The organism is Olsenella sp. HMSC062G07, from assembly GCF_001811895.1.
In the GTDB taxonomy this organism is placed as follows: domain Bacteria; phylum Actinomycetota; class Coriobacteriia; order Coriobacteriales; family Atopobiaceae; genus Olsenella_F; species Olsenella_F massiliensis.
In genome coordinates this window covers 640,266-659,879 of record NZ_KV806951.1, presented here as the reverse complement: position 1 = coordinate 659,879, position 19,614 = coordinate 640,266, and the positions used below count along the sequence as shown (strand labels likewise).

General features: G+C 66.8%; 18 protein-coding genes. 7 read left to right on the top strand and 11 right to left on the bottom strand.

The genetic code is table 11. The features are described 5' to 3' along the window. Positions 1 to 105: 105 nt before the first annotated feature. Positions 106 to 1,587 carry a DUF1846 domain-containing protein gene (locus HMPREF2826_RS06120; RefSeq protein WP_058269926.1) on the top strand — a complete coding sequence of 494 codons (1,482 nt, stop codon included), beginning with the start codon at positions 106 to 108 and terminating at the stop codon, positions 1,585 to 1,587. 118 nt (positions 1,588 to 1,705) lie between these two features. On the opposite strand, the gene HMPREF2826_RS06115 is transcribed toward HMPREF2826_RS06120, so the two are convergent. Next, entirely contained in the window at positions 1,706 to 2,554 is an 849-nt protein-coding gene (locus tag HMPREF2826_RS06115) for a DegV family protein (RefSeq protein ID WP_070640193.1), read from the bottom strand. 179 nt (positions 2,555 to 2,733) lie between these two features. Here HMPREF2826_RS06115 and HMPREF2826_RS06110 point away from each other — a divergent pair, with 179 nt between their 5' ends. After that, the gene (locus tag HMPREF2826_RS06110) at positions 2,734 to 4,200 is read left to right on the top strand and encodes a L,D-transpeptidase (RefSeq protein ID WP_083307309.1); all 1,467 of its coding nucleotides are present in this window, start codon (positions 2,734 to 2,736) and stop codon (positions 4,198 to 4,200) included. A 73-nt stretch (positions 4,201 to 4,273) separates the two neighbouring features. Here the strand turns inward: HMPREF2826_RS06110 and HMPREF2826_RS06105 are convergent, their stop codons facing one another. Beyond that, positions 4,274 to 5,341: a CPBP family intramembrane glutamic endopeptidase gene (locus tag HMPREF2826_RS06105; protein WP_070640188.1), complete on the bottom strand. Its 1,068-nt coding sequence runs from the start codon at positions 5,339 to 5,341 to the stop codon at positions 4,274 to 4,276. 207 nt (positions 5,342 to 5,548) lie between these two features. Beyond that, positions 5,549 to 6,460, bottom strand: coding sequence for a cysteine synthase A (gene cysK, locus HMPREF2826_RS06100; protein WP_070640185.1), 912 nt, complete (start codon positions 6,458 to 6,460; stop codon positions 5,549 to 5,551). A 582-nt stretch (positions 6,461 to 7,042) separates the two neighbouring features. On the opposite strand from cysK, the gene HMPREF2826_RS06095 reads away from it, so the two are divergent. The 3 genes from HMPREF2826_RS06095 (at position 7,043) to HMPREF2826_RS06085 (ending at position 10,763) form a co-directional block, all read left to right on the top strand. After that, positions 7,043 to 8,119: a 6-phosphofructokinase gene (locus HMPREF2826_RS06095; RefSeq protein WP_070640182.1), complete on the top strand. Its 1,077-nt coding sequence runs from the start codon at positions 7,043 to 7,045 to the stop codon at positions 8,117 to 8,119. Between the two features lie 173 nt (positions 8,120 to 8,292). Beyond that, on the top strand, positions 8,293 to 9,186 hold the full coding sequence (locus tag HMPREF2826_RS06090) for a class II glutamine amidotransferase (protein ID WP_070640179.1): 894 nt from the start codon (positions 8,293 to 8,295) through the stop codon (positions 9,184 to 9,186). Positions 9,187 to 9,794: 608 nt separating this feature from the next. After that, positions 9,795 to 10,763 carry a 3'-5' exonuclease gene (locus HMPREF2826_RS06085; RefSeq protein ID WP_070640176.1) on the top strand — a complete coding sequence of 323 codons (969 nt, stop codon included), beginning with the start codon at positions 9,795 to 9,797 and terminating at the stop codon, positions 10,761 to 10,763. A 134-nt stretch (positions 10,764 to 10,897) separates the two neighbouring features. Here HMPREF2826_RS06085 and HMPREF2826_RS06080 read toward each other — a convergent pair whose 3' ends face one another. The 3 genes from HMPREF2826_RS06080 to HMPREF2826_RS06070 all read right to left on the bottom strand — a co-directional run bounded on the left by HMPREF2826_RS06080 (position 10,898) and on the right by HMPREF2826_RS06070 (position 14,086). Continuing rightward, the gene (locus HMPREF2826_RS06080; RefSeq protein WP_058269934.1) at positions 10,898 to 11,134 is read right to left on the bottom strand and encodes a hypothetical protein; all 237 of its coding nucleotides are present in this window, start codon (positions 11,132 to 11,134) and stop codon (positions 10,898 to 10,900) included. Between the two features lie 141 nt (positions 11,135 to 11,275). Then, positions 11,276 to 13,246, bottom strand: a complete 1,971-nt coding sequence (htpG, locus tag HMPREF2826_RS06075; protein WP_070640173.1) for a molecular chaperone HtpG — start codon at positions 13,244 to 13,246, stop codon at positions 11,276 to 11,278. A 168-nt stretch (positions 13,247 to 13,414) separates the two neighbouring features. Next, positions 13,415 to 14,086, bottom strand: coding sequence for a class I SAM-dependent methyltransferase (locus HMPREF2826_RS06070; protein WP_070640170.1), 672 nt, complete (start codon positions 14,084 to 14,086; stop codon positions 13,415 to 13,417). A 175-nt stretch (positions 14,087 to 14,261) separates the two neighbouring features. On the opposite strand from HMPREF2826_RS06070, the gene HMPREF2826_RS06065 reads away from it, so the two are divergent. Continuing rightward, positions 14,262 to 14,516 (top strand): TM1266 family iron-only hydrogenase system putative regulator, encoded by a 255-nt coding sequence (locus HMPREF2826_RS06065; RefSeq protein WP_058269937.1) that lies wholly within the window; start codon positions 14,262 to 14,264, stop codon positions 14,514 to 14,516. A 165-nt stretch (positions 14,517 to 14,681) separates the two neighbouring features. Further along, the gene (locus HMPREF2826_RS06060) at positions 14,682 to 15,335 is read left to right on the top strand and encodes a DUF454 family protein (RefSeq protein ID WP_070640167.1); all 654 of its coding nucleotides are present in this window, start codon (positions 14,682 to 14,684) and stop codon (positions 15,333 to 15,335) included. A 41-nt stretch (positions 15,336 to 15,376) separates the two neighbouring features. Here HMPREF2826_RS06060 and HMPREF2826_RS06055 read toward each other — a convergent pair whose 3' ends face one another. The 5 genes from HMPREF2826_RS06055 to HMPREF2826_RS06040 are packed head-to-tail and all read right to left on the bottom strand — an operon-like array spanning position 15,377 to position 19,611. Continuing rightward, a complete protein-coding gene (locus HMPREF2826_RS06055) occupies positions 15,377 to 16,522 on the bottom strand; it encodes an acyltransferase (protein WP_070640164.1) in 1,146 nt (381 codons plus the stop codon). 8 nt (positions 16,523 to 16,530) lie between these two features. Further along, complete coding sequence (locus HMPREF2826_RS09740; protein WP_256388671.1) at positions 16,531 to 17,058, bottom strand: PfkB family carbohydrate kinase; 528 nt, start codon at positions 17,056 to 17,058, stop codon at positions 16,531 to 16,533. Next, positions 16,968 to 17,465, bottom strand: coding sequence for a PfkB family carbohydrate kinase (locus HMPREF2826_RS09735; RefSeq protein WP_256388670.1), 498 nt, complete (start codon positions 17,463 to 17,465; stop codon positions 16,968 to 16,970). Before HMPREF2826_RS09735 ends, HMPREF2826_RS09740 begins: the two co-directional genes overlap by 91 nt. A gap of 35 nt (positions 17,466 to 17,500) precedes the next feature. Then, on the bottom strand, positions 17,501 to 18,268 hold the full coding sequence (locus tag HMPREF2826_RS06045; protein ID WP_070640161.1) for a type 1 glutamine amidotransferase: 768 nt from the start codon (positions 18,266 to 18,268) through the stop codon (positions 17,501 to 17,503). Then, complete coding sequence (locus tag HMPREF2826_RS06040) at positions 18,265 to 19,611, bottom strand: MurT ligase domain-containing protein (RefSeq protein WP_070640158.1); 1,347 nt, start codon at positions 19,609 to 19,611, stop codon at positions 18,265 to 18,267. Before HMPREF2826_RS06040 ends, HMPREF2826_RS06045 begins: the two co-directional genes overlap by 4 nt. Between the last annotated feature and the right edge of the window lie 3 nt (positions 19,612 to 19,614).

The following is a 19,614-nucleotide window of genomic DNA, read 5'->3' as shown; positions in this document are numbered from 1 at the left end:
CTCCCCGTCAGGCCGATTCAGTTTACCATAGGTGCCAATGCGACCCCGCCGCGACGGCACGTCCGCCTGCGGCGAGGACCCCCTATCACCAGCCTCGGAGGGCCCATGGACACCGGTTTTGACAACGACCTCTACATTCGCACCCAGGCCTCGCGCATCCGCGAGCGCATAGGGCAGTTTGGGGGCAAGCTCTACCTTGAGTTTGGGGGCAAGCTCTTTGACGACTACCACGCCAGCCGCGTGCTGCCGGGCTTTCAGCCCGACTCAAAGGCGCGCATGCTCTCCGAGCTCGCGCCCGACGCCGAGGTGGTCTTTGCCATCTGCGCCTCGGACATCGAGTCGGGCAAGCGCCGCAGCGACGTCGGCGTGACCTACGACGAGGACGTGCTGCGACTGATGGACGTCTTTCGCGGCATGGGGATGGCGGTGGGCGGCGTGGTGATCACGCGCTTCTCGGGCCAGCCCAAGGCCGAGGCCTACCAGCGCCACCTGGAGCAGCTGGGCATCAGGGTCTATCGCCACTATCCCATCGAGGGCTACCCCTCCAACATCAACTTGATCGTCTCGGACGACGGCTTCGGCCGCAACGACTTCGTGCCGACGGAACGCCCCCTCGTGGTGGTGACGGGGCCAGGGCCCGGCTCGGGCAAGCTGGCGGTGTGCCTGTCGCAGCTGTGGGGCGAGCATCGGCGAGGGGTGGAGGCGGGCTACGCCAAGTTCGAGACCTTCCCCGTGTGGAACCTTCCCCTCAAGCACCCCGTCAACGTCGCCTACGAGGCCGCCACCGCCGACCTCGACGACAACAACATCATCGACCCCTACCATCTTGAGGCCCATGGCGAGATCGTCGTCAACTACAACCGCGACGTCGAGACCTTCCCCGTGCTCAAGGCGACGATGGAGCGCATCGGCGGCGTGAGCCCCTATCTCTCGCCCACCGACATGGGCGTCAACATGGTGGGGCTGTGCATCAGCGACGACGAGCTCTGCCAGAGGGCGGCCCGCGAGGAGATCGTGCGCAGGTGGTTCTGGTGCGCCGAGAAGATCGCGCGCACGGGCGAGGGCCGGGAGGAGCTCGCCAAGATCGGCCTCCTCATGAAGGAGGTGGGCGTTGACGAGGGCCTCTCCCCCGCCCGCGCCGCGGCGCTGCTCAAGGAGGAGGTCACGGGAGGGCCTGCGGGCGCCCTCGTCCTGCCCGACGGCTCGGTGGTCACGGGACGCACGAGCAAGCTGTTGGGGGCCGCCTCGTCGCTTCTGCTCAACGCCCTCAAGCGGACGGCGGGTGTGGACAAGGACCACTGGGTGGTGTCCGACACGGCGCTCGCGCCCATCTCGCGCCTCAAGACGGAGCACCTCAGGAGCGTCAACCCGCGCCTGCACAGCGACGAGACGCTCATCGCGCTCTCCATCTCAAGCGTCACTAACCCCGAGGCCCAGCGCGTCATCGACGCCACCAGGCAGCTCAAGGGCTGCACGGCGTACTTCTCGGTCATCATCTCGAGCACGGACGAGCTGGTGTACCGTCGGCTGGGCATCAACGTCTGCTGCGAGCCTAAGTTTGAGCGGCACACCTTCTATCACGCCTAACCACGCGGGGCGCCGGGGCGCGCCCCGCCCGAGCGGCCGGAGACGCTCCCGACGAGTGCCATGAGGAGGCTCGCGCCAGCCAGCCGGACGACAGCCTGCCGATCGGCCGGTCGCCGGCCTACCGGTTGCCGAAGAACGCGATGATGATGGTCCCGGGGCCGGTGTGCGTGCCGATGGTCGCACCGCAGGACACGCGAGGAATCTGGTCCTCATGACCCTGGAGGATCTCGGCGCCGTCGCGCACGTACTTGTCGAGCAGCTCGCTTCCCAGGCCTGCGTAGCCCATGCACACGGGCAGCGAGAAGTCGATGCCGCCCGCGGAGGAGACGAGCTGGTTCAGAAGGTTGCGCCCGTTCTTGGAGCCGCGCGCCTTGCCCAGGACCTGCACCGTGCCGTCCACGATGGAGATGACGGGCTTGATGGCGAGCATGGTGCCCAGCGCGCCGGCGACGTTGGATATGCGCCCGCCTCGACGCAGGTACTCGAGGGTGTCCAGCAGCGCCACGAGCTTGACGTTGCCGCGACGGTCCTCAAGGTCGCGAGCCACCTCCTCCTTGTCGAGCCCCTCTGCCACGAGCCTGCGGGCGCGCTCCACCATGATGCGCTCGCCCACGCTGGCGTTGAGGGTGTCGACGACGCGGACGCGATCCTTGTACTCCTGCGCCGCGAGGCAGGCCGACTGGTAGGTGCCCGAGAGCTTTGACGAGATGGTCAGGATGAGCGCCTCGTCCTCGTCGTTCTCGAGGGCCCGGGCGAGCACTTCCGAGAAGCCGAAGGGCGTCACCTGGCTCGTGGAGGGCAGCTCGTCCGACTCAATGAGCAGCTCATAGAAGCGCTGGTGGGAGAGGTCCACGCCGTCCTCGTACGAGGTCGATCCAAAGCAGATGGTCAGGGGCGCCACGAGCACGTCAGCGAACTCCCCCTGCTTGATGTCGGACGCCGAGTCGCAGATGATTCTCAGTGCCATGGTGATTCCCCTTTGCCGTTCGTGCGGACATGACCTGCATGGCACCCGTCACGAGACGCGACTTCCCCACATGCGGGACACCGTGGCACCATTACAATCAAACAGTAGCATAGACCTGACGCCCGACCGGCGAGTCCCTGCCGCCCGGGCGCCGCACCCGACAGATTGGCATATCAGGCATGAGCGACCGCCCCGAAGCAACTACGGCCGTACCCACCGTGACCGCCGCGCCCGCGCGACCGGCGCAGGGGGAGAATCCATTCCGCCCACCCGAGCCCGCAGGCGGCCTGAGGCGGCTCCTGCTGCCGTTGGGCATCGCCGTGGCGCTTCTCTGCGGCGCCTACGGCGTCGGGTGCCACCACTTTTCGACCCACTTCGTGCCGGGAACGACCGTTGATGGCATGGACGCGTCCGGGCTCACGCAGGCGGAGCTCGCGCAGGCCGTCACCAGCCATGCGGAGCACTGGACGACGACGGTCAGCGGGGACGGCATCGACCTCACCCTAAGCGCCGGCGACATAGGCCTGAGCATTGACGGCCCCCTCAGGGCGCGCCGCGCCCGCCAGCAGGCGGATCCGGCGCGCTGGGTGCTGGACCTCGTCAGTCCCAACCACATTGACACCGGCGTCGACGCGAGCGTGAGCCAGGAGGCGGTGCTGGCGGCGGCGCAGGCGGCGGCCGACCAGGTCAACGCCACGGCCACGGCGCCCGTCAACGCATTCGTGAGCTATGACGAGGGTCAGCATGCCTTTACCATCACCAGCGAGGTCGCCGGGACGCAGGTGGACGCGGCTGCTGTCGCCAGGGCCATCACGGAGGCGAGCCTCGCCCTCTCCCCGAGCGTCACGCTCGGCGACGGGGAGCTCGTGCAGGCGGCGGTAAGGGCGGACGACGCCCGCCTGGCGGCCGCCCGTGACGAGGCTAATCGCATCATTGGCGTCGAGCTGCCGCTCACGAGGGGCTCCGAGGAGCTCGCACGCGTCACGAGGGACCTCTCGGCCGCCTGGGTCGCCATCGATGACGACTACGCCGTGAGCGTCAGCCAGGACGCCATCAGGGACTGGGCCGCCGGGGAGCTCGGCGCGCGGGCCGCCACGTCTGACGAGGTGCATGACTACGGCCTTGACGCCGACGCCCTCGCCGAGACCCTCGCCTCCCAGCTCGATCGCGGTGACGGCACCGCCATCGAGCTTCCCCTCGTCGTCACGGCGACACGGCCGGAGGAGTCGCAGGGGGCCCACGAGCGCGGGCGACACGTTGACCTCAACCTCTCCACGCAGTACGCGCGTCTCTACGACAGCGACGGCGGCGTCCTGTGGCGCAGCTACTTCGTGTCCGGCAACACGAGCGAGCGTCGCTCCACGCCCACCGGTCGCTATGCGATCCTCGCCAAGCGCACGAACGAGACGCTCATCGGGGCCGACGAGGACAAGGACGGCAAGCCCGACTATAAGAGCCACGTCAACTACTGGATGCCCTTCATCGGGAACACGGTCGGCATGCACGACGCCGGCTGGCGTCGGAAGTTCGGGGGGAGCATCTATCAGTACAACGGCAGCCATGGCTGCGTGAACCTCCCAAGCGACGCCGCGCAGGAGCTCTATGCGCTCGTCAACGTCGGCGACGCGGTCTATGTCCATTGGTAGGCTGGCGAGACGCGCGCCGTGATGACGCCGACCGACGCCGGCAGAGAGGCCGCCGGTCCTCTCTCTCCAACCGTCAGCTCGACGGGAGGAAGGCCCCGCGATAGGTCTTCAGCCTGCCCAGGCGGCGGGCCGCCTTGACGGCGACGGGCAGATACAGGACGATGAGCACGGCGTAGAGGATGATGGTCGTGGTCGCCGACCCATCCGTGCTCACGTAGCTCGTCTCGGTCATGGGACTCAGCAGCGCGTCGGACAAAAGCAGGGTGACAAAGTCGTCAAGCCCGTGAAAGAGCGCAAGTCCCAACAGACCGCCCTCCTCGCACTCGATGACGCAGCCTGACAGCGCAAACCCATAGACCCCCGTCTGTGCGATCTTGAGGCAGGCCTGCGCGACCTGGGTCGCGTCCCGAAGATCGAGGCTTCCCCACTCGATGTGGACGGCGCCAAACAGGAGGGACGCGATCGTGACGCAGACGAGGACGCCCCGCGTGGTCCCGCCAAAGCGAGCCAGGAGCCCCTGGAGCAGCACGCCTCTGAAGAGCCCCTCCTCGAAAAGGCCCACGAGCGCCATCAGGCCAACGAGATACAGCAGGTTGAGGGCCCAGTTGGGGTCAAGGGGCGTCCCGTCGAACAGATCGCCCGCAAGCTCGATCGCAAAGAGCGCGAAGGTCACGACGAGAAGCCAGGCAAGACGGCGAAACACCGCGCGAATGGCGGCAGGACGAAAGACCCACTGCCGCCATCCCCCCAAGGCGGCGCAGCCGGCAAGCGCCAGCGTGGCACCCGACAGCTCAAAGGCGAGGTTCTCCTCCAAGCCGACGATATACAAGAGATCGCTCAGCGGATACATGAGAAAGTAGATGGCGAGGCCGACGAGAACCGACAGCGCGAGCACGCCGCCCCCCGAGCGTCCTCGTGAGGACGAGGTGGACGTGCCATCGCCAAACGACCCTCCCTGGGCGGGGACGGACAAGGCGACGGGCGGCACAACGGTGGCGGGCGAGGCTGCGGACGGCGGGACAGGGCCGCGTGCGGGGACGGGCGCGGCGACCAATCCCGAGGGCGCGGGCGGACCCCCGGCCTGCCCCCCGGGCGGCAACAGGCCCTCCCCGTCGGTGCGGTCGCTCTGCTGAAGGGGCATGATGAGTCCTCTCTGCTAGGCCGTGCGAAGTTCGCCCCCAGGAACCCTGGGGCGCGACGATGCCACCCAAGAGGATACCCGTTGCCCCGGCGCTTGGCACGCCCCGCCCTCGCCTACCAAAAATGCCGACGGCGGCAGGGCGGCGTCTTCGCCCGTCATAGAGGTATCAGGGGTCACGGTCGGGCGGCGCGGCGGCGCCCAAGATGCCTACAGGTCCATCGACAGGTAGCGCTCGCCCGTGTCGGGAAGGACCGCCACAATGACCTTGCCGGCAAGCGCGACTCGGCCCGCCAGCTCGACGGCCGCCGCCACGGCGGCGCCGGAGCTGATGCCCACAAGCAGGCCCAGCTCGCTTGAGAGGCGCCTCTTGGTCGCGATGGCGAGCTCGGAGTCAACGTGCACGACCTCGTCCACGACGTCGGCGTCGTAGGTCTTGGGCACGAAGCCGGCGCCGATGCCCTGGATGCGGTGGCTGCCGGGCTGGCCGCCCGTAAGGACGGGACTCTCGCTCGGCTCAACCGCGACGACCTTGACCTCAGAGTTTCTCTCCTTGAGGTACGCGCCGGCGCCGCTCACGGTGCCGCCCGTGCCCACGCCCGCCACGAAGGCCCCGACCGTGCCGTCCGTGTCGGCCCAGACCTCCGGGCCCGTGGTCTCGTAGTGCGCGCGGGGGTTGGCCGGGTTCACGAACTGCCCCGCCACGATGGCGCCGGGCGTCTGGGCCTTGATCTGGTCGGCACGCTCTACGGCCCCCTTCATGCCGTCCTTGCCGGGCGTGAGCTCGATCCGCGCGCCGTAGCTGGCGGCAAGCTTGCGACGCTCGACGGACATGGTCTCGGGCATGACCAGTATCATCTTGTAGCCCCGGGCCGCAGCGAGCATGGCCAGGCCCACGCCCGTGTTGCCGCTGGTGGGCTCGATGATGGTGCCGCCCGGCCTCAGGGACCCGTCCCTCTCCGCCGCGTCTATCATGGCCCGGGCGATTCGGTCCTTGATGGAGCCGCCGGGGTTTGTCGCCTCGTACTTGCCCAGGATCGTGGCCCTGCCGCCCGCGAGAGACGAGAGGTCGATGAGGGGGGTCGATCCAATGACGGACTCAATCTTGTCTGCGTACTTCATGTGCCTCTCCCTTGTGTGCACGCCCGTGCGGGCATGATGTTCGTGACGTCTGCGGACGGCGCGCGGGCGACCTTCCGAAAATGGCCTCTCGGGATGTCGGCTCAGGACGGCCTCTCGCACTGCGAAAATCCAGAAAAAAGGGCGCCGCGGCGCCTCCTGCCCTGCCTCTGCGTCTGGTGGGTGCCAAACGGCATGGCGCTCAGGCCACGGGTCGGGCACCCTCGCCACAGGTCGAGGGAGGCAGAGGACAAGCGCGACAGCAGGCGCGGCCCCACGACGATGACAGGACGCTCATAGCCCCTCCCCTCTCATAACGAACGTCAGACTGTCTGACGTGACAAGAGAAGCGTACGCAGGGCGACGGATAATGTCAAGTAAAACACTAGGAATTAGTCTCGCTCGCTACGGGACGCCCCATGACCACCGCAGGACGCCGGCGGCGGGACCACGCACGGTCGAGCAGGACCGCTGACGACTCACGTCCCTAAGCTAGTCTCCATCTTCCTTCAAATATGCAAGAATCAAGGGCGGTACCCATACCCCACCTTAGCGCCGCGGTGCCGGCGCACGAGAGGACGCACCATGCTCAGGATTGGATTGCTCACCAGCGGCGGAGACTGCCAGGCGCTCAATGCCACCATGCGCGGCATCGTGAAGACCGTCCTCAACAACGCGCAGGAATCCGTGAAGATCTACGGCTTCGAGGACGGATACCAGGGGCTCATCTACGGGCGCTACCGAACCATGGCCTGGGACGACTTCTCGGGCGTCCTCACGCAGGGCGGCACCATCCTCGGCACGAGCCGCACGCCCTTCAAGCTTCTTGACACGCCCGAGGAGGACGGCGTCAAGAAGGTTCCCTCCATGATCAAGACCTACCGCGAACTCAAGCTCGACTGCCTGTTCATGCTGGGCGGCAACGGGTCCACCAAGACGGCCGACCGCCTGTCCAGCGAGGGCCTCAACGTCATCGCCCTGCCCAAGACCATCGACAACGACACCTGGGGCACGGACATCACCTTTGGCTTCACGAGCGCCATCGACGTGGCCACCACCTTCATCGACGAGATCAAGACCACGGCCAGCTCGCACGGTCGCGTCTTCGTCATCGAGATCATGGGGCACAAGGTGGGGTGGATTCCCCTGTATGCCGGCGTGGCGGGCGGCGCCGACGTGATCCTTCTCCCCGAGATCCCCTACGACATGCGCAACGTGGTGAAGGCCATCGAGAAGCGCGATGCCGACGGCGGCAGGTTTGCCATAGTGGCCGTGGCCGAGGGGGCCATCTCCAAAAAGGAGGCGGCGCTGTCCAAGAAGGAGTACAAGCGCAAGGTCGCCGCACGCAAGTATTCCGTGGCCTACGAGATCGCCGAGCAGGTGGCCGCCCTGACCGGCCGCGAGGTGCGCGTGGGCATCCCGGGCCACACGCAGCGCGGCGGCGCTCCCGACGCGCAGGACCGCATCCTGGCCACGCAGTGCGGCGTCGAGGCGGCGCGGGGATGCCTGGAGGGCCAGTACGGCTTCATGGTCGCCAAGGTGCGCAACCGGATGTGTCGCGTGCCCCTCAAGGACGTGGCCGGCAAGCTCAAGTACGTCGACCCCCAAAGCGACCTGGTGTGCGAGGCAAAGCTCATGGGCATCAGCTTTGGCGACGAATAGGCCGGGCAGACCAACTGAATAGGTTTCCCGAACAGGCCTCCCGGCCTGCGCCCCCTGGCGCCGGTTCGAACCCTTGACCGCCTGGCCCCGTGCCATGCGGTAGGCCGGGAGATGGTTAATTTTTACGCATGGGCGCGCTCACCGCCGTACAATGGCCGGAAGGGAGGAAGCGCATGTGCGAGCTATTTGCCATCAACGGGCGCAGGGATGTTCGCGCCAATGGATATCTGACGGAGTTCTTTGGCCATGGCGTCCAAAATCCTCACGGCTGGGGCGTCGCGCTGCGCGCGGATTGTCTTGCGGACGCGCCTGACGTCCGCGGTCGCGAGACCATCGCCAACGACGAGCACGGCCTGCTTCTGCGCTGGCGCGAGCCCGTGGAGGCGTCGTCGTCCGCCCTCGCTCGCGAGCTTGTCTCGAGCCCTCTGACGGCGCGGCACCTTCTGGCCCACATCCGCAAGGCAACCTGCGCGACCCTCTCGAGAGAGAACTGCCATCCCTTTGTTGGCATGGACGTCACGGGACGCACCTGGGCCATGGTTCACAACGGGGTCCTGCTCAACGAGGGCATGCTCTGGGGTTATGAGCGTCGTACCACAGGCCAGACGGACTCGGAGCGGACGCTGCTGTTTCTTTTGGACGTGCTTGACGAGGCGTCGCTGCGCAACGAGGGGTCCCTGGGCTTTGAGAAGACCTTTGACGCCCTGAGCGAGGCCATAGGCCAGCTGGGCAACCTCAACAAGCTCAACCTCATCCTGGATGACGGACAGTTCACCTTCGTCCACACCAACACCGACGAGCCCACCCTGCACTATCGCGAGGTCGCAGGCGTTGACGGCAGGACATCCGCAACGATGTTCGCCACGACGCCACTTGGCGGCGAGGGCGAGCGCAACGCCTGGAAACCCGTTCCCCGCAACCGGCTTCTTGCCTACCGGGACGGTCGACTCGTGCGGGCCTCGGTCCCCCATGGCAACGTGTTTTGCGACGCCATCCTGGCGGCACAGCGCGCGCTCGGCGGCATCTGGGAACCGCAGTCAGGGCCGCTGACGAGCCGTTCAAGCTAGTGCGGACGTAGGCGCGCCCCTAGCCAGTCGCGCCGCGCCGCGTCGCCCAGCCCAATCGGCGCACGCCGGACGCGGTGTTCCGAGCTGACGGGGCTTCGTTGCATGTTTTTGGGAAGTTTATTCCTTCGCTATGTGATGGCCTCAGAAAAAGTCAGCACAACTCGGCCTTTTTTGGCCAAAAATGGCTCAAAAGACAGAGTAATGCTGACTGGATGCGTATCCAAGACGCAACGGATGAATACACGCGCGCAGTTCACGCAACGTTCTGCCGTGCGCCTCGAATCTCTCGTTTAGGCCGTCCCGATGCGTCGCACGTTACTGACCGACAGTGCTCGATGTTGGCATTATTTTTTTGCATCCTGGGAAAACGTAAGAATAATGACAAGAAACCCACTTGCCGGTCATTGATAACCTCCGGGCTGATGCTCGCCGGGCTGAACTTCAAGATGCTCCTCGGGCCGGCGCCAAGATTGTCGCTGACCCACCATGGGCGATTTCCGCCAGTCGTGCCGCCCCAAACGCCCTACACTGGAGTATCTGGTACCCAGCAGGCGGGCGTAAGGGCCGAAATCCCTCTTGCCCACCGACGCGCAAGCAAAGGCAGGAACATGAACCTTTCCCAGGCAATCGAGCACGCGAGCGCTTTCGTCTTTCCCGGCTTCCTCACCGATGACGAGACCCTCATCGCCGAGCGCGAGCGCAATGAGGAGGCCATCGGTCTTCTCATGTCTGCCTGGATGGCGGCCCCCTCCGGACAGGAGACCTTCTCGTTTGACCTCGTCCGTAACCTCGCGGACCGCAATCGTGCGAGCTGCGACAGCTTTGGCATCGAGCGGCTGCGCGACGTGGCGCCCGCGACGCTTGCGCGCAAGCTCTCCGACGACGATCTCGTGCGCGGCGTGGCGGCCCTGCAGCACCGCAGCGCGGACGAGGTGCGTCGCTCCGCTGGGGTGGCCTGCGCCGACCTGGGCATCGCCTACACCGAGCGGCCCGTCTCGGGCACGGTCTGCGGCATCGACATCGAGACCACCGACCGCGACCCCGCGCGCGGCTACATCATCAACGTGGGCCTGGAGTTCATGGACCTCTCGCCCAAGGCCAAGCCCGAGCACCCCTTCAGCGGCTACTGCGGCATCCCCGACATCTATGCCGACAAGGGCGTGCCCCTGGCCTTCGTGCATCACATCAGCTGGGAGGACCTTGAGGGCAAGAGGCCCCTGCGCCAGAACAAGAAGATGCAGCGGGCCATCCTCGCGGCCTTGGAGATGTACCCCTACATGGCCCACAACGCAAGCTTCGAGGACTCGTGGTTCATGCTGCAGATAGACGGCTACGCCGAGGCGCGCAAGGCGGGGCGCGTCGTGCCCATTGACACCCGCGACATCTGCCGGCGCATTGACCCCGAGTACAAGACCCTCCCCCACGACTCGCGTCCTGCGGCCCTGGAAAGCTGGGCGCTCAGGCGCGGAACCCTCAAGAGGCACCAGAAGGAGACCCACCTTGGCCTTGAGGACGTGGACCTCATGTTCCGGACGGTCCAGGCTGAGTTTTCCGAGAGAAACATGTTCACGGCCTAACCTGCGCGCCCTGCCCGCGCGTTTCGCGAGCCCTGACCTGGCCCGCGCATGCTCTGGTCAATGTCCGCAAACGCAGGACCGCCAGCTTCAGCTGGCGGTCCAAGCGTCGTGCGTCGATGAGGCCGTGTCGGCTGCTACGCCTCGAAGGCGGCCGCCTCGTCCTTGGTGACGGGCTTGAGGTCCTGAGCGGGATAGGGCGAGTCAGGCCCGCCGACGCCCACGACGAAGTACAGGCCCTGCTTGGTCTGATACAGCGTCTCCTCGTAGCCCGCAGGATCGCCAAACTGGCCAAAGCTGCGCCTGGCAAGCTCAGTGGACTTGTCCGTGTCGAAGGTGCGACGCTTGCCCTCAAAAGTCTTGACCTTACGCATGTTCCCATCCAATCACTCGGTCTGTCACGTCCAAGCTCGTGCGAAAATGGTGTGACCTTATGAAAAATGTAGCTGAAAGCCCTGTGCGCTGACGGCACGAAACCAAGTTTTCACACGCAACTTGCCAAGACATGACACGCGCTACATCAGCTTGGTGACGTTCTTGGCGAACTCGATGGGATCCTCGATCGGCAGGCCCTCCACCAGCAGCGCCTGATCGTACAGGATGGACCCTAACAGCTTGAGACGATCGGCGTCGCCCGCGTCCTTGGCGGCGACGAGCTTGCCGAACACCGGGTGCGCGGCATTGAGCTGCAGGACGCGCTTGGCCTTGGGAGCCTGGTCGGCGTCGGGCCCCTGGCTGATGACGCGCTCCATCTCGAGCGACACGGGCCCCTCGGCGGCGATGGTGGCGGGGGCGTCCCCCAGACCCGCGGCGATGCGCACCGAGCTCACGCGCTCGCCCAGGTCCTCCTTGAGCTCGTCGAACAGTTCCTGATGCTCGCTTGTGGCCTTCTTGGCCTCGGCCTTCTCGTCCTCGGTGGCAAAGTCCAGGTCGGCGTTGGCGACGTTGGCCAGCTCAAGGTCGCGCTCGTCCGTGCCCGCGTGCTCGGAGTCGCCGGCGACGGCGTCCTGATGGTAGCTGCGCATGGCCTGGAACATGAACTCGTCCACGTCCTGCGTGCAGAGGAGCACGTCATGCCCATGGGCCAGCGCCGAGGTGACGGCCGGCACCTTCTCGAGGCGCTCGCGTGAGTCGCCGGCGGCGAAGTAGATCTTGTCCTGACCCTCGGGCATGGCGGCGGCGTACTCCTTGAGGGTCACGAGCCTGCCCTCCTTGGCCGACCAGAAGAGCAAAAGGTCAGCGAGCTCGGACGCCTTGGAGCCGTAGGAGCTGTAGATACCAAACTTGAGGCTGCGCCCAAAGTTGTCGAAGAACTTCTCATAGGCCTCGCGGTCGTCGTCGCGCAGGGCGGCAAGCTCCGAGCCGATCTTCTTCTCGATGCGCCGGGCGATGGCCCTGAGCTGCGAGTTCTGCTGGAGGGTCTCACGCGAGATGTTGAGCGTCACGTCAGGGCTGTCAACGACGCCGCGCACGAAGTTGTAGTGATCCGGCACAAGGTCGGCGCACTTCTCCTGAATGAGGACGTTGGAGCTGTAGAGCGCCAGCCCCTTCTCGAAGTCCTTGCTGTAGAGGTCAAAGGGGCGCTGGCTGGGAATGAAGAGCAGCGCGTCGTACGACAGGGCGCCCTCGGCGTGAAAGCTGATGGTGCGCGCGGGGTCGGCCCAGTCATGGAAGCTCGTCTGGTAGAACTCGTCGTAGTCCTCCTGCTTGACCTCGCTCTGGCGCCTCTTCCAGATGGGCGTCATGGAGTTAAGCGTTTCGAGCTCCTCGTACTGCTCGTACTCGGGCTTCCAGTCGTCACCGGCGTCCTCGGGCTTGGGCTTCTGCCGACTCTTGGTGACCATCATCCGGATGGGGTGGCGCACATAGTTGGAGTAGCGGCGCACCAGGTCGCGCAGGCCCCACTCCGAGAGGAAGCGGTCGGTGTCGTCGCCCTCGGTAGACGGGCGCAGGACGAGCGTCACGTCGGTGCCATGGTCGTCGGCGCCGGGACGCTCGTCGTCCCGCGCGGCGGCGACGGTATAGCCCTTGACGCCGTCAGACTCCCAGGCGCTGGCAGACGACGCCCCCAGGGCGCGACTCACCACGCGGACCCTCTCGGCTACCATGAAGCTGGAGTAGAAGCCCACGCCAAACTGGCCGATGATGTCGATGGCGTCGCCCTGGTGTTCGGCGTTGGCCTCCTTGAACGCCTCGGATCCCGAGTGCGCGATCGTGCCGAGGTTCTTCTCCAGCTCCTCGGCCGTCATGCCGATGCCGTTGTCGCTGACCGTGACGGTGCGGGCGTCCTTGTCAAACGAGAGGCTGATGGCCAGGCTCGACTGGTCGATGCCCAGGGCGGGGTCCTTGATGGCCTCGAAGCTCAGCTTGTCCAGGGCATCCGAGGCGTTGGAGATGAGCTCGCGCAGGAAGATCTCGCGATTGGTGTAGATGGAGTTGATCATTAGGTCGAGCAACTTCTTGCTCTCGGTCTTGAACTGCTTCATGTGACGCGTGTCCCCTTTCGCCAACGTTCATGGTCCGCCCACTCTGATACCCCAAGCGCCTGTCGACAAAACGTCGCAGGCATAAAATCTTATACAAACGCACTTAGATGTCATCGCTTCGGTGTTGCGCGCGCTGGAATCATGGGCCGGTCGAGCCAGCGGACCCGCCTAGCAAACCCCCTCGACGGCAATCCAGCTGGTTTCCTCCTTCAGGTGCGCGACGGCCGAGGAGAAGCCCGCCGCCAGAAGCAGGTTGCGGTACTCCCAGGGTTCCAGGACCGTAAGGTCGTGCTCCCTGATGTTGGCGAGGGTCTCGTCAGGAAGGTCGTCCCGGCGGTAGACGTCGCAGACCAACAGGAACCGACCGCGCGGCCTGAGAACCCGGCGCACCTCGCGCAGGTCCCGCGCGGGGTCGGGCCAGAAGTAGAAGCTCTCCACCGTGGTCACCACGTCAAAGCTGGCATCGGGAAAGGGCAGCCGGTCAACGGAGGCCTCCGTCACGTCCATAAGCCCCGCGCGGAGGGCGGCCTCGTTGAACGCGCGCGACTCGGCGCAGGACACGCTCGAATAGTCCACCCCGCTCACGTGACCCTGCCCCTCCCCCGCGCCTGCGCCCGCCCGTGCGATGCGGTCGAGAATCCGTCGCATCGTGGCGCCCCCGCCGCACCCGACGTCAAGGGCTCGCAGGCCCGGACGCCAGGGTAAGAGGTCAAGGGCCCAGTTGGTCAGGGCGGCGTGGCTCCTGTTCATGCGCCGCAGCATCCGCGACCCACAGGCCCCTGTCGGTCGGGACGGGTCGCCCGCCTGTGTCACCTCGCGCTCGCTCATCTCGTCGTCCATGCATCGCTCCCTTGGCAGGCGGCCGCCCGAGGCCGCACCCACGCTCGTGGCTAGAGATTCTACGTCAATCGCCCGGAGGGGATTGTCCGTCACCCCCGCGACGCGCTAGGCTAGGGACGTCCCAACGACAGCACGCGACGACCGAGCACGAAGACAGCACGCGAAGGAACACGCCATGCCCTCCAGGGTCGCACTCATCGCCATCATCGTCGAGAACCCCGCGTCCGTCCCGACGCTCAACGAGCTGCTGCACGAGCATGCCGACTACGTCATCGGACGCATGGGACTTCCCTACCACGCGCGCGGCGTCAATGTCATCAGCGTCGCCGTGGACGCACCCCAGGACGTCATCGCGGGGCTCGCAGGCGCCATCGGCGCCCTCGACGGCGTCAGCGCCAAGACCGCCTACTCCAACGTCTATGGAGCATAGTCGTGACGTTTTCGAGGTCGGCGGCGGCGGGCGGGGCATGCGTCCGAAAAGCGGGCGGAACATCTGCCCGAAAACGTCGCGCGTGGGGCACAAGCCTTATGGGGCCCTTGGCGCCGCTGGCTTAGGGCGCCCGCAGGCAGACGCCGCCATACGAAGGAGAGATGCGTGAAGGTCACTCGCAAGCGCAAGCACGGCAGGCTCAACCTGCACGTCGAGGGGCGCCGCGCCCACAGGAAGACCAACAACAGGTATCCCTTCCTCGACCTTGACTTCGTGGACGAGGAGCCGCTCGACGTAAAGACTCGCGTCCTCTATGGCGTCGGGGCCGTCGGCTGCGTCATCCTCGCCGTCATCGGGGCGATCTTCCCCGTCCTTCCCGCCATCCCCTTCTGGGTCCTCGCCGTCATCTGCCTCTCCCACGCCTTTCCCGGCTTTGGGCGGCTCGTGCGCGAATCGAGGCTATACCGATGGCTCATCGCCAAGCTCAACGAGCCCGAGAAGAAGACCCGCCGCCCCATCATGCGCCGCCAGGACAAGAACAGGATCATGTGGCGCGTGAGCCTGGGGGTGCTCGCCCTCGTCGCCTTCGTGGTCCTCACCTGGAGGGTCGTGCGCTATCCTGGCGTCGTCGCCGCCGCCGTGAGCGTGGTGACCTCTCTCATCTGGGTCATCAGCTGGTTCTACCTCTTCATCTACGTGCGCGAGCCGGAGGCGACCATCAAACCGGACGCGCGCAAGGCGCCCGGGGACGCCGTGGCGGCGACCCCGTCCGGCCGCCGCCTGCCGCCCGACGCCCACGCGCGCTCCGAGGCCAGCTAGCACTACGGGCTGGACGGCCTGTCAGGGCTGGATGAGACCTGTCAAAGCGTGCCGGCAAAGCCGGGCAGCCTGCGACAGAGGCGCGTGACAGCGATCGATCCGCCAACGCCCGCGGCGACGATGACCAGCTGAAGCAGGATGACGCCCCCGACGCCCGCCGTGGCCACAAGTTCCACGACGGCGCGCGAGAGCAGCAAGAGATGCGAGAAGAGCGGGTGGATCACATAGATGCCAAAGCTGTGATCCGCGACGATGCGCACCCAGGACGGGACGCTCGTCGGCGCTCCCACGACGCGACGCGCGCCGACGAAGACGAGCGCGCCGAAGGGCAGGATGGCAAGATGCTCGGGAAGGCAGAGCGCTCCCAGCCCGAGCGTGGCAGCGAGCCACTCGACGAGGACGAGGGCGCCCAGGCCGAGGCAGAGCAGGGCCGCCCACGCCCCGCCCGCAGGGGCGCCGCGCGCCTCGTCCCCGAAGGCGCCCTCGTCGCCCAGACGATGGAGGACGTGTCCCGCCAGGTAGTACGGAAGCGGAAACGCCCAGCCCACAAGCCGTGCGAGCGAGGCTGCCACGGGGACGTCGACGCCCATGAGCCCCAGGGTCGCGGGCCCGCAGCACGCAAGCCACAGCACGCCCGTCAGCAGGGACAGCCCCACGGTCGTCTGGTGACGAGCGATTGCGCGCAGGACCGGCGTGACGAGGTAGAGCCCCAGCGTCGCGTACAGGTACCACAGGTGGTCCCAGGAACGGCCGCTCAGCAGGTTGACGAGGGCCGCGCGAACGACGTCCGCGTCAAGGCCGCCCGCCTCCCACGTTGCCTCCATCAGGCAGAAGAGCAGGCCAAACGTCATGAGCACGAAGACGACGCGCCAGACGTGCGACAGGAGCTTGCCAGGTGGCATGGGTCGGTTCGCGTCGAGCATGAGCGCCCCGCTCATCATGAGGAAGCAGGGGACGGCCCAGCGCGTCAGGGGGATGCTCGCCAGCTCCTCGCAGCGCAGCAGCGAAGGGGCCAGTCCCGACAACGTCGGCTCGAGGCTCAGCGCGACGTAGGCATGGAGCAGCACGATGGCGAGCGCGCCCAAGGCGCGCAGCCACTGGAGGTACCAGATGGTCCCCGACGCGCGCGCGGTCCGCTCCCGCCGTCCGCCGAAAGGCGAGTCGCCTGTTCGTTGTGTCGCGAGCACCAGAGCGGCTACGCCTTCGCCTCGTGCGCCTTGACGAAGTCCTGCACCTCATACCAGCTGGGGATGGAGGACTGCGCCCCCAGGCGCGTGATGGCGATGGCCGCCGCCGCGCTCGCCAGCTTCATGCTCGAGACGATCGTCCCGCCGTCCGCGATGTGGGCGGCGATCTCGCCCACGTAGCTGTCACCCGCGCACGACGCGTCCACAATCTGGACGTCATACCCCTCGACCTTGAAGAACTTGCCGTCGGCAAGGGTCACGGAGCCGCGGTCCTTGAGCGTGATGATGCAGTTGCGCACGCCCTTGCCGTAGAAGAACTGCAGGGCCTTCTCGGCTGCCTCGTCGTCCACGGGCCAGATCCCCGACAGGGCGCGGCAGTCCGTGCGGTTGACCACCAGCAGGTCAAGGTCCTTGTAGGCCTCGTCAGGCAAAGTCTCGCCGGCGTTCACCGAGGCGCGCAGAATGGTGTAGAGACCGTTGCGCTTGGCGCAGGCGAGCGACTCGAGCACCACGGGCAGGCCGGGTCCCAGCGACATGAGAAGGACGTTGCGATGCTGGCCCAGGCCGTGGATGGCGGCACGCACCTCGCTGTAGGAGATCTTCTCGTTGGCACCGGGTCGGTGACCACCGCGCGGTCCTTGCCGCTGCGCAGCACGAGCGAGACGCCCGTGGCGGCACGTGCCGTCACGCTCACGTTGCTCACGGACACGCCATGGATGGTGAGGTCGCTCGTGAGCTTGCGGCCGTTATGGTCGTTGCCCACCTTGCCCACCATGTAGGTCTCGGCACCCATGCGCGCCGCGGCGACGGCCTCGTTGCCGCCCTTGCCTCCCGAGGTCGAGAGGAACCCCGTCCCGCGCAGCGAGTCTCCCAGCATGGGAATGCCCTCGCACTCCATGGACAGGTCCATGTTCAGACTACCGAATACGATGACCTTCAGCATGAGACGATCTCTCCCTTCGATTCGTGCCGACCGCCTTACCGCACGGGGACGGCGCCCGCCATCATTCTGTCATACATGACCTTGTTCGCGGCAAGCTCCTCGCCATCATCGAGGGGCTCGAGACTCCCCTGACCATACTTGCGCTCGAGCGCGCGCGACAGCAGATAATCGGCGACGCCCGGGTTCTTGGGCAGGAGCGGGCCGTGAACATAGGTGCCCAGCACGTTGTTGGACAGGCAGCCCTCCTGGCCCGAGCTGCCGTCGTTGCCAAAGCCATAGGCCACCGTGCCGAGGGGCTCCACGCCAGGTCCCAGGTGCGTGCGGCCCCCATGGTTCTCGTAGCCCACGATGGGCTGGGGACTGACGCGGCTGCGCACGGCGACGTTGCCGATGAGGCGCGGCTCGGCGCGGTCGGTGTACAGGTCCACCAGGCCCAGGCCCCGGACCTTCTCGCCACCGAGCTGGTAGTAATGGCCCAGCAGCTGATAGCCTCCGCAGACGGCGACAAGCACGCCGCCGTCGGCCACGTACGAGGCGATCTCGCCGCGCCAGCTCAGGAGCCTCTCGCAGACGATTCGCTGCTCGCGGTCGGTCCCTCCCCCCATGAACACGATGTCCACGTCGGAAAAGCTCAGGGACTCCCCCAGGGACACCTCGACGACGTCGCAGCCGAGCCCGCGCCAGGCGAGGCGCCTCTTGAGCACGAGCATGTTGCCCGAGTCGCCGTAGAGGTTGAGCAGCTCGGGAAAGAGATGCGCTATCCTGAGCCCGCGACGGGCCCCCGCCGTGATGCCCGCGCTCATCGATCGCCTCCCAGCCTGGTCAGCTCCGCCTTCGCGCCGGCGAGCGCCGAATAGTTAGTGAGGACGTAGAGGGGCACCGAGACGGGAAGGTCTCCCAGGCGCCCCACCACCTCGGTGACGCCGCGCGCGACCTCGGCCTTGATGCCGGCGTACTTGAGGCGCACCTGCACGTCGTTAGCTCGTGTCCCGCCAACGTGGACGCGAGAAACCCGCTGGTCGAGCAGGCGCTCAAAGTCCACATCCCAGACCCACGAGACGTCCGTCCCGTCGTTGGGGTTGTCGTTGACGACCACGAAGACCGCCTTCTCGCGGTCGTCGGCGGCAAGCAGGCTCAGGTTCTGGTTGAGGCCGGTGGGGTTCTTGGCCAGGTTGAGGATGACCTCGCGACCCCCCACGTCAAAGTGCTGAAGGCGGCCGTTCTGCGGGCGGTAGCGCTCCAGGGCCCGCTGCACGTCGTCCACGCCTCCTCCGACGAGCGACACCGCCGCGCAGACGGCCAGCAGGTTGTAGACCATGTAGGTCCCGCCAAAGCCGGCGTGAAGGTGCCGGGTCGGTCGCGAGGGCATGACGAGGTCAAACGCGACGCCCTCCCGACCCACCGTCACCGCCCGGGCAGCGACGTCAAGCGCGGGGCGACGAAAGTCGCAGCGAGGGCAACGATAGCTCCCCAGCTGGGCGTAGCTCCTGAAGGCGTACTCCAGCTCGGCGCCGCACGCGGGGCAGAAGCGCGCCTCGGGAACGCGGTCGGCGCTCAGGTGGAGGTCCTCGTCGATGCCAAAGGCCAGGACGCGGGTGCCGGCCTCGTGGGCGCGACGGGCCACGGCCGCGCAGAGGGGGTCGTCGCCGTTGATGACGAGCGCTGTCTGGGGCGAGAGGGACAGGGCCCGCACGATCACGTCCTGGACGTGGTCAATCTCGCCGGCGCGGTCGAGCTGGTCGCGGAAGAGGTTGAGCAGCACGAGATAGCGCGGCCTCAGGCTGGGAAGGATCCGCACGGTTGACAGCTCGTCCGCCTCGATGACGGCCACGTCGGCGGAGCGCGCGGTGAGCAGCGCCGACACGACGCCCGGTGCCATGTTGGCCCCGATGCGGTTGCACAGCACCGACCTGCCGCCCGCCTCGAGGGCGTCGGCGATGAGGTTGTTCGTGGTGGTCTTGCCGTTTGTGCCGCAGACGACCACGGAACCCCAGGTTGCCCGCTCGGCGAGACGGCCCATGAGCGTGGGGTCGAGAGCGAGCGCGACGCGGCCGGGAAGCTGCGAGGCGTTGCGGCGCAGGACCTTTGAGAGCCCCCAGCGCGTGAGGCGCCCTGCCGTTATCGCGAGGCTGGACCTCAGGCCCATGGG

What these genes read in the sequence shown, in the direction of transcription:
- HMPREF2826_RS06120 (WP_058269926.1), top strand. Translation starts at nt 106, where the DNA reads ATGGACACCGGTTTTGACAACGACCTCTACATTCGCACCCAGGCCTCG.
- HMPREF2826_RS06115 (WP_070640193.1), bottom strand. Translation starts at nt 2,554, where the DNA reads ATGGCACTGAGAATCATCTGCGACTCGGCGTCCGACATCAAGCAGGGG.
- HMPREF2826_RS06110 (WP_083307309.1), top strand. Translation starts at nt 2,734, where the DNA reads ATGAGCGACCGCCCCGAAGCAACTACGGCCGTACCCACCGTGACCGCC.
- HMPREF2826_RS06105 (WP_070640188.1), bottom strand. Translation starts at nt 5,341, where the DNA reads ATGCCCCTTCAGCAGAGCGACCGCACCGACGGGGAGGGCCTGTTGCCG.
- cysK (WP_070640185.1), bottom strand. Translation starts at nt 6,460, where the DNA reads ATGAAGTACGCAGACAAGATTGAGTCCGTCATTGGATCGACCCCCCTC.
- HMPREF2826_RS06095 (WP_070640182.1), top strand. Translation starts at nt 7,043, where the DNA reads ATGCTCAGGATTGGATTGCTCACCAGCGGCGGAGACTGCCAGGCGCTC.
- HMPREF2826_RS06090 (WP_070640179.1), top strand. Translation starts at nt 8,293, where the DNA reads ATGTGCGAGCTATTTGCCATCAACGGGCGCAGGGATGTTCGCGCCAAT.
- HMPREF2826_RS06085 (WP_070640176.1), top strand. Translation starts at nt 9,795, where the DNA reads ATGAACCTTTCCCAGGCAATCGAGCACGCGAGCGCTTTCGTCTTTCCC.
- HMPREF2826_RS06080 (WP_058269934.1), bottom strand. Translation starts at nt 11,134, where the DNA reads ATGCGTAAGGTCAAGACTTTTGAGGGCAAGCGTCGCACCTTCGACACG.
- htpG (WP_070640173.1), bottom strand. Translation starts at nt 13,246, where the DNA reads ATGAAGCAGTTCAAGACCGAGAGCAAGAAGTTGCTCGACCTAATGATC.
- HMPREF2826_RS06070 (WP_070640170.1), bottom strand. Translation starts at nt 14,086, where the DNA reads ATGGACGACGAGATGAGCGAGCGCGAGGTGACACAGGCGGGCGACCCG.
- HMPREF2826_RS06065 (WP_058269937.1), top strand. Translation starts at nt 14,262, where the DNA reads ATGCCCTCCAGGGTCGCACTCATCGCCATCATCGTCGAGAACCCCGCG.
- HMPREF2826_RS09740 (WP_256388671.1), bottom strand. Translation starts at nt 17,058, where the DNA reads ATGTCGCTGGGACCCGGCCTGCCCGTGGTGCTCGAGTCGCTCGCCTGC.
- HMPREF2826_RS09735 (WP_256388670.1), bottom strand. Translation starts at nt 17,465, where the DNA reads ATGCTGAAGGTCATCGTATTCGGTAGTCTGAACATGGACCTGTCCATG.
- HMPREF2826_RS06045 (WP_070640161.1), bottom strand. Translation starts at nt 18,268, where the DNA reads ATGAGCGCGGGCATCACGGCGGGGGCCCGTCGCGGGCTCAGGATAGCG.
- HMPREF2826_RS06040 (WP_070640158.1), bottom strand. Translation starts at nt 19,611, where the DNA reads ATGGGCCTGAGGTCCAGCCTCGCGATAACGGCAGGGCGCCTCACGCGC.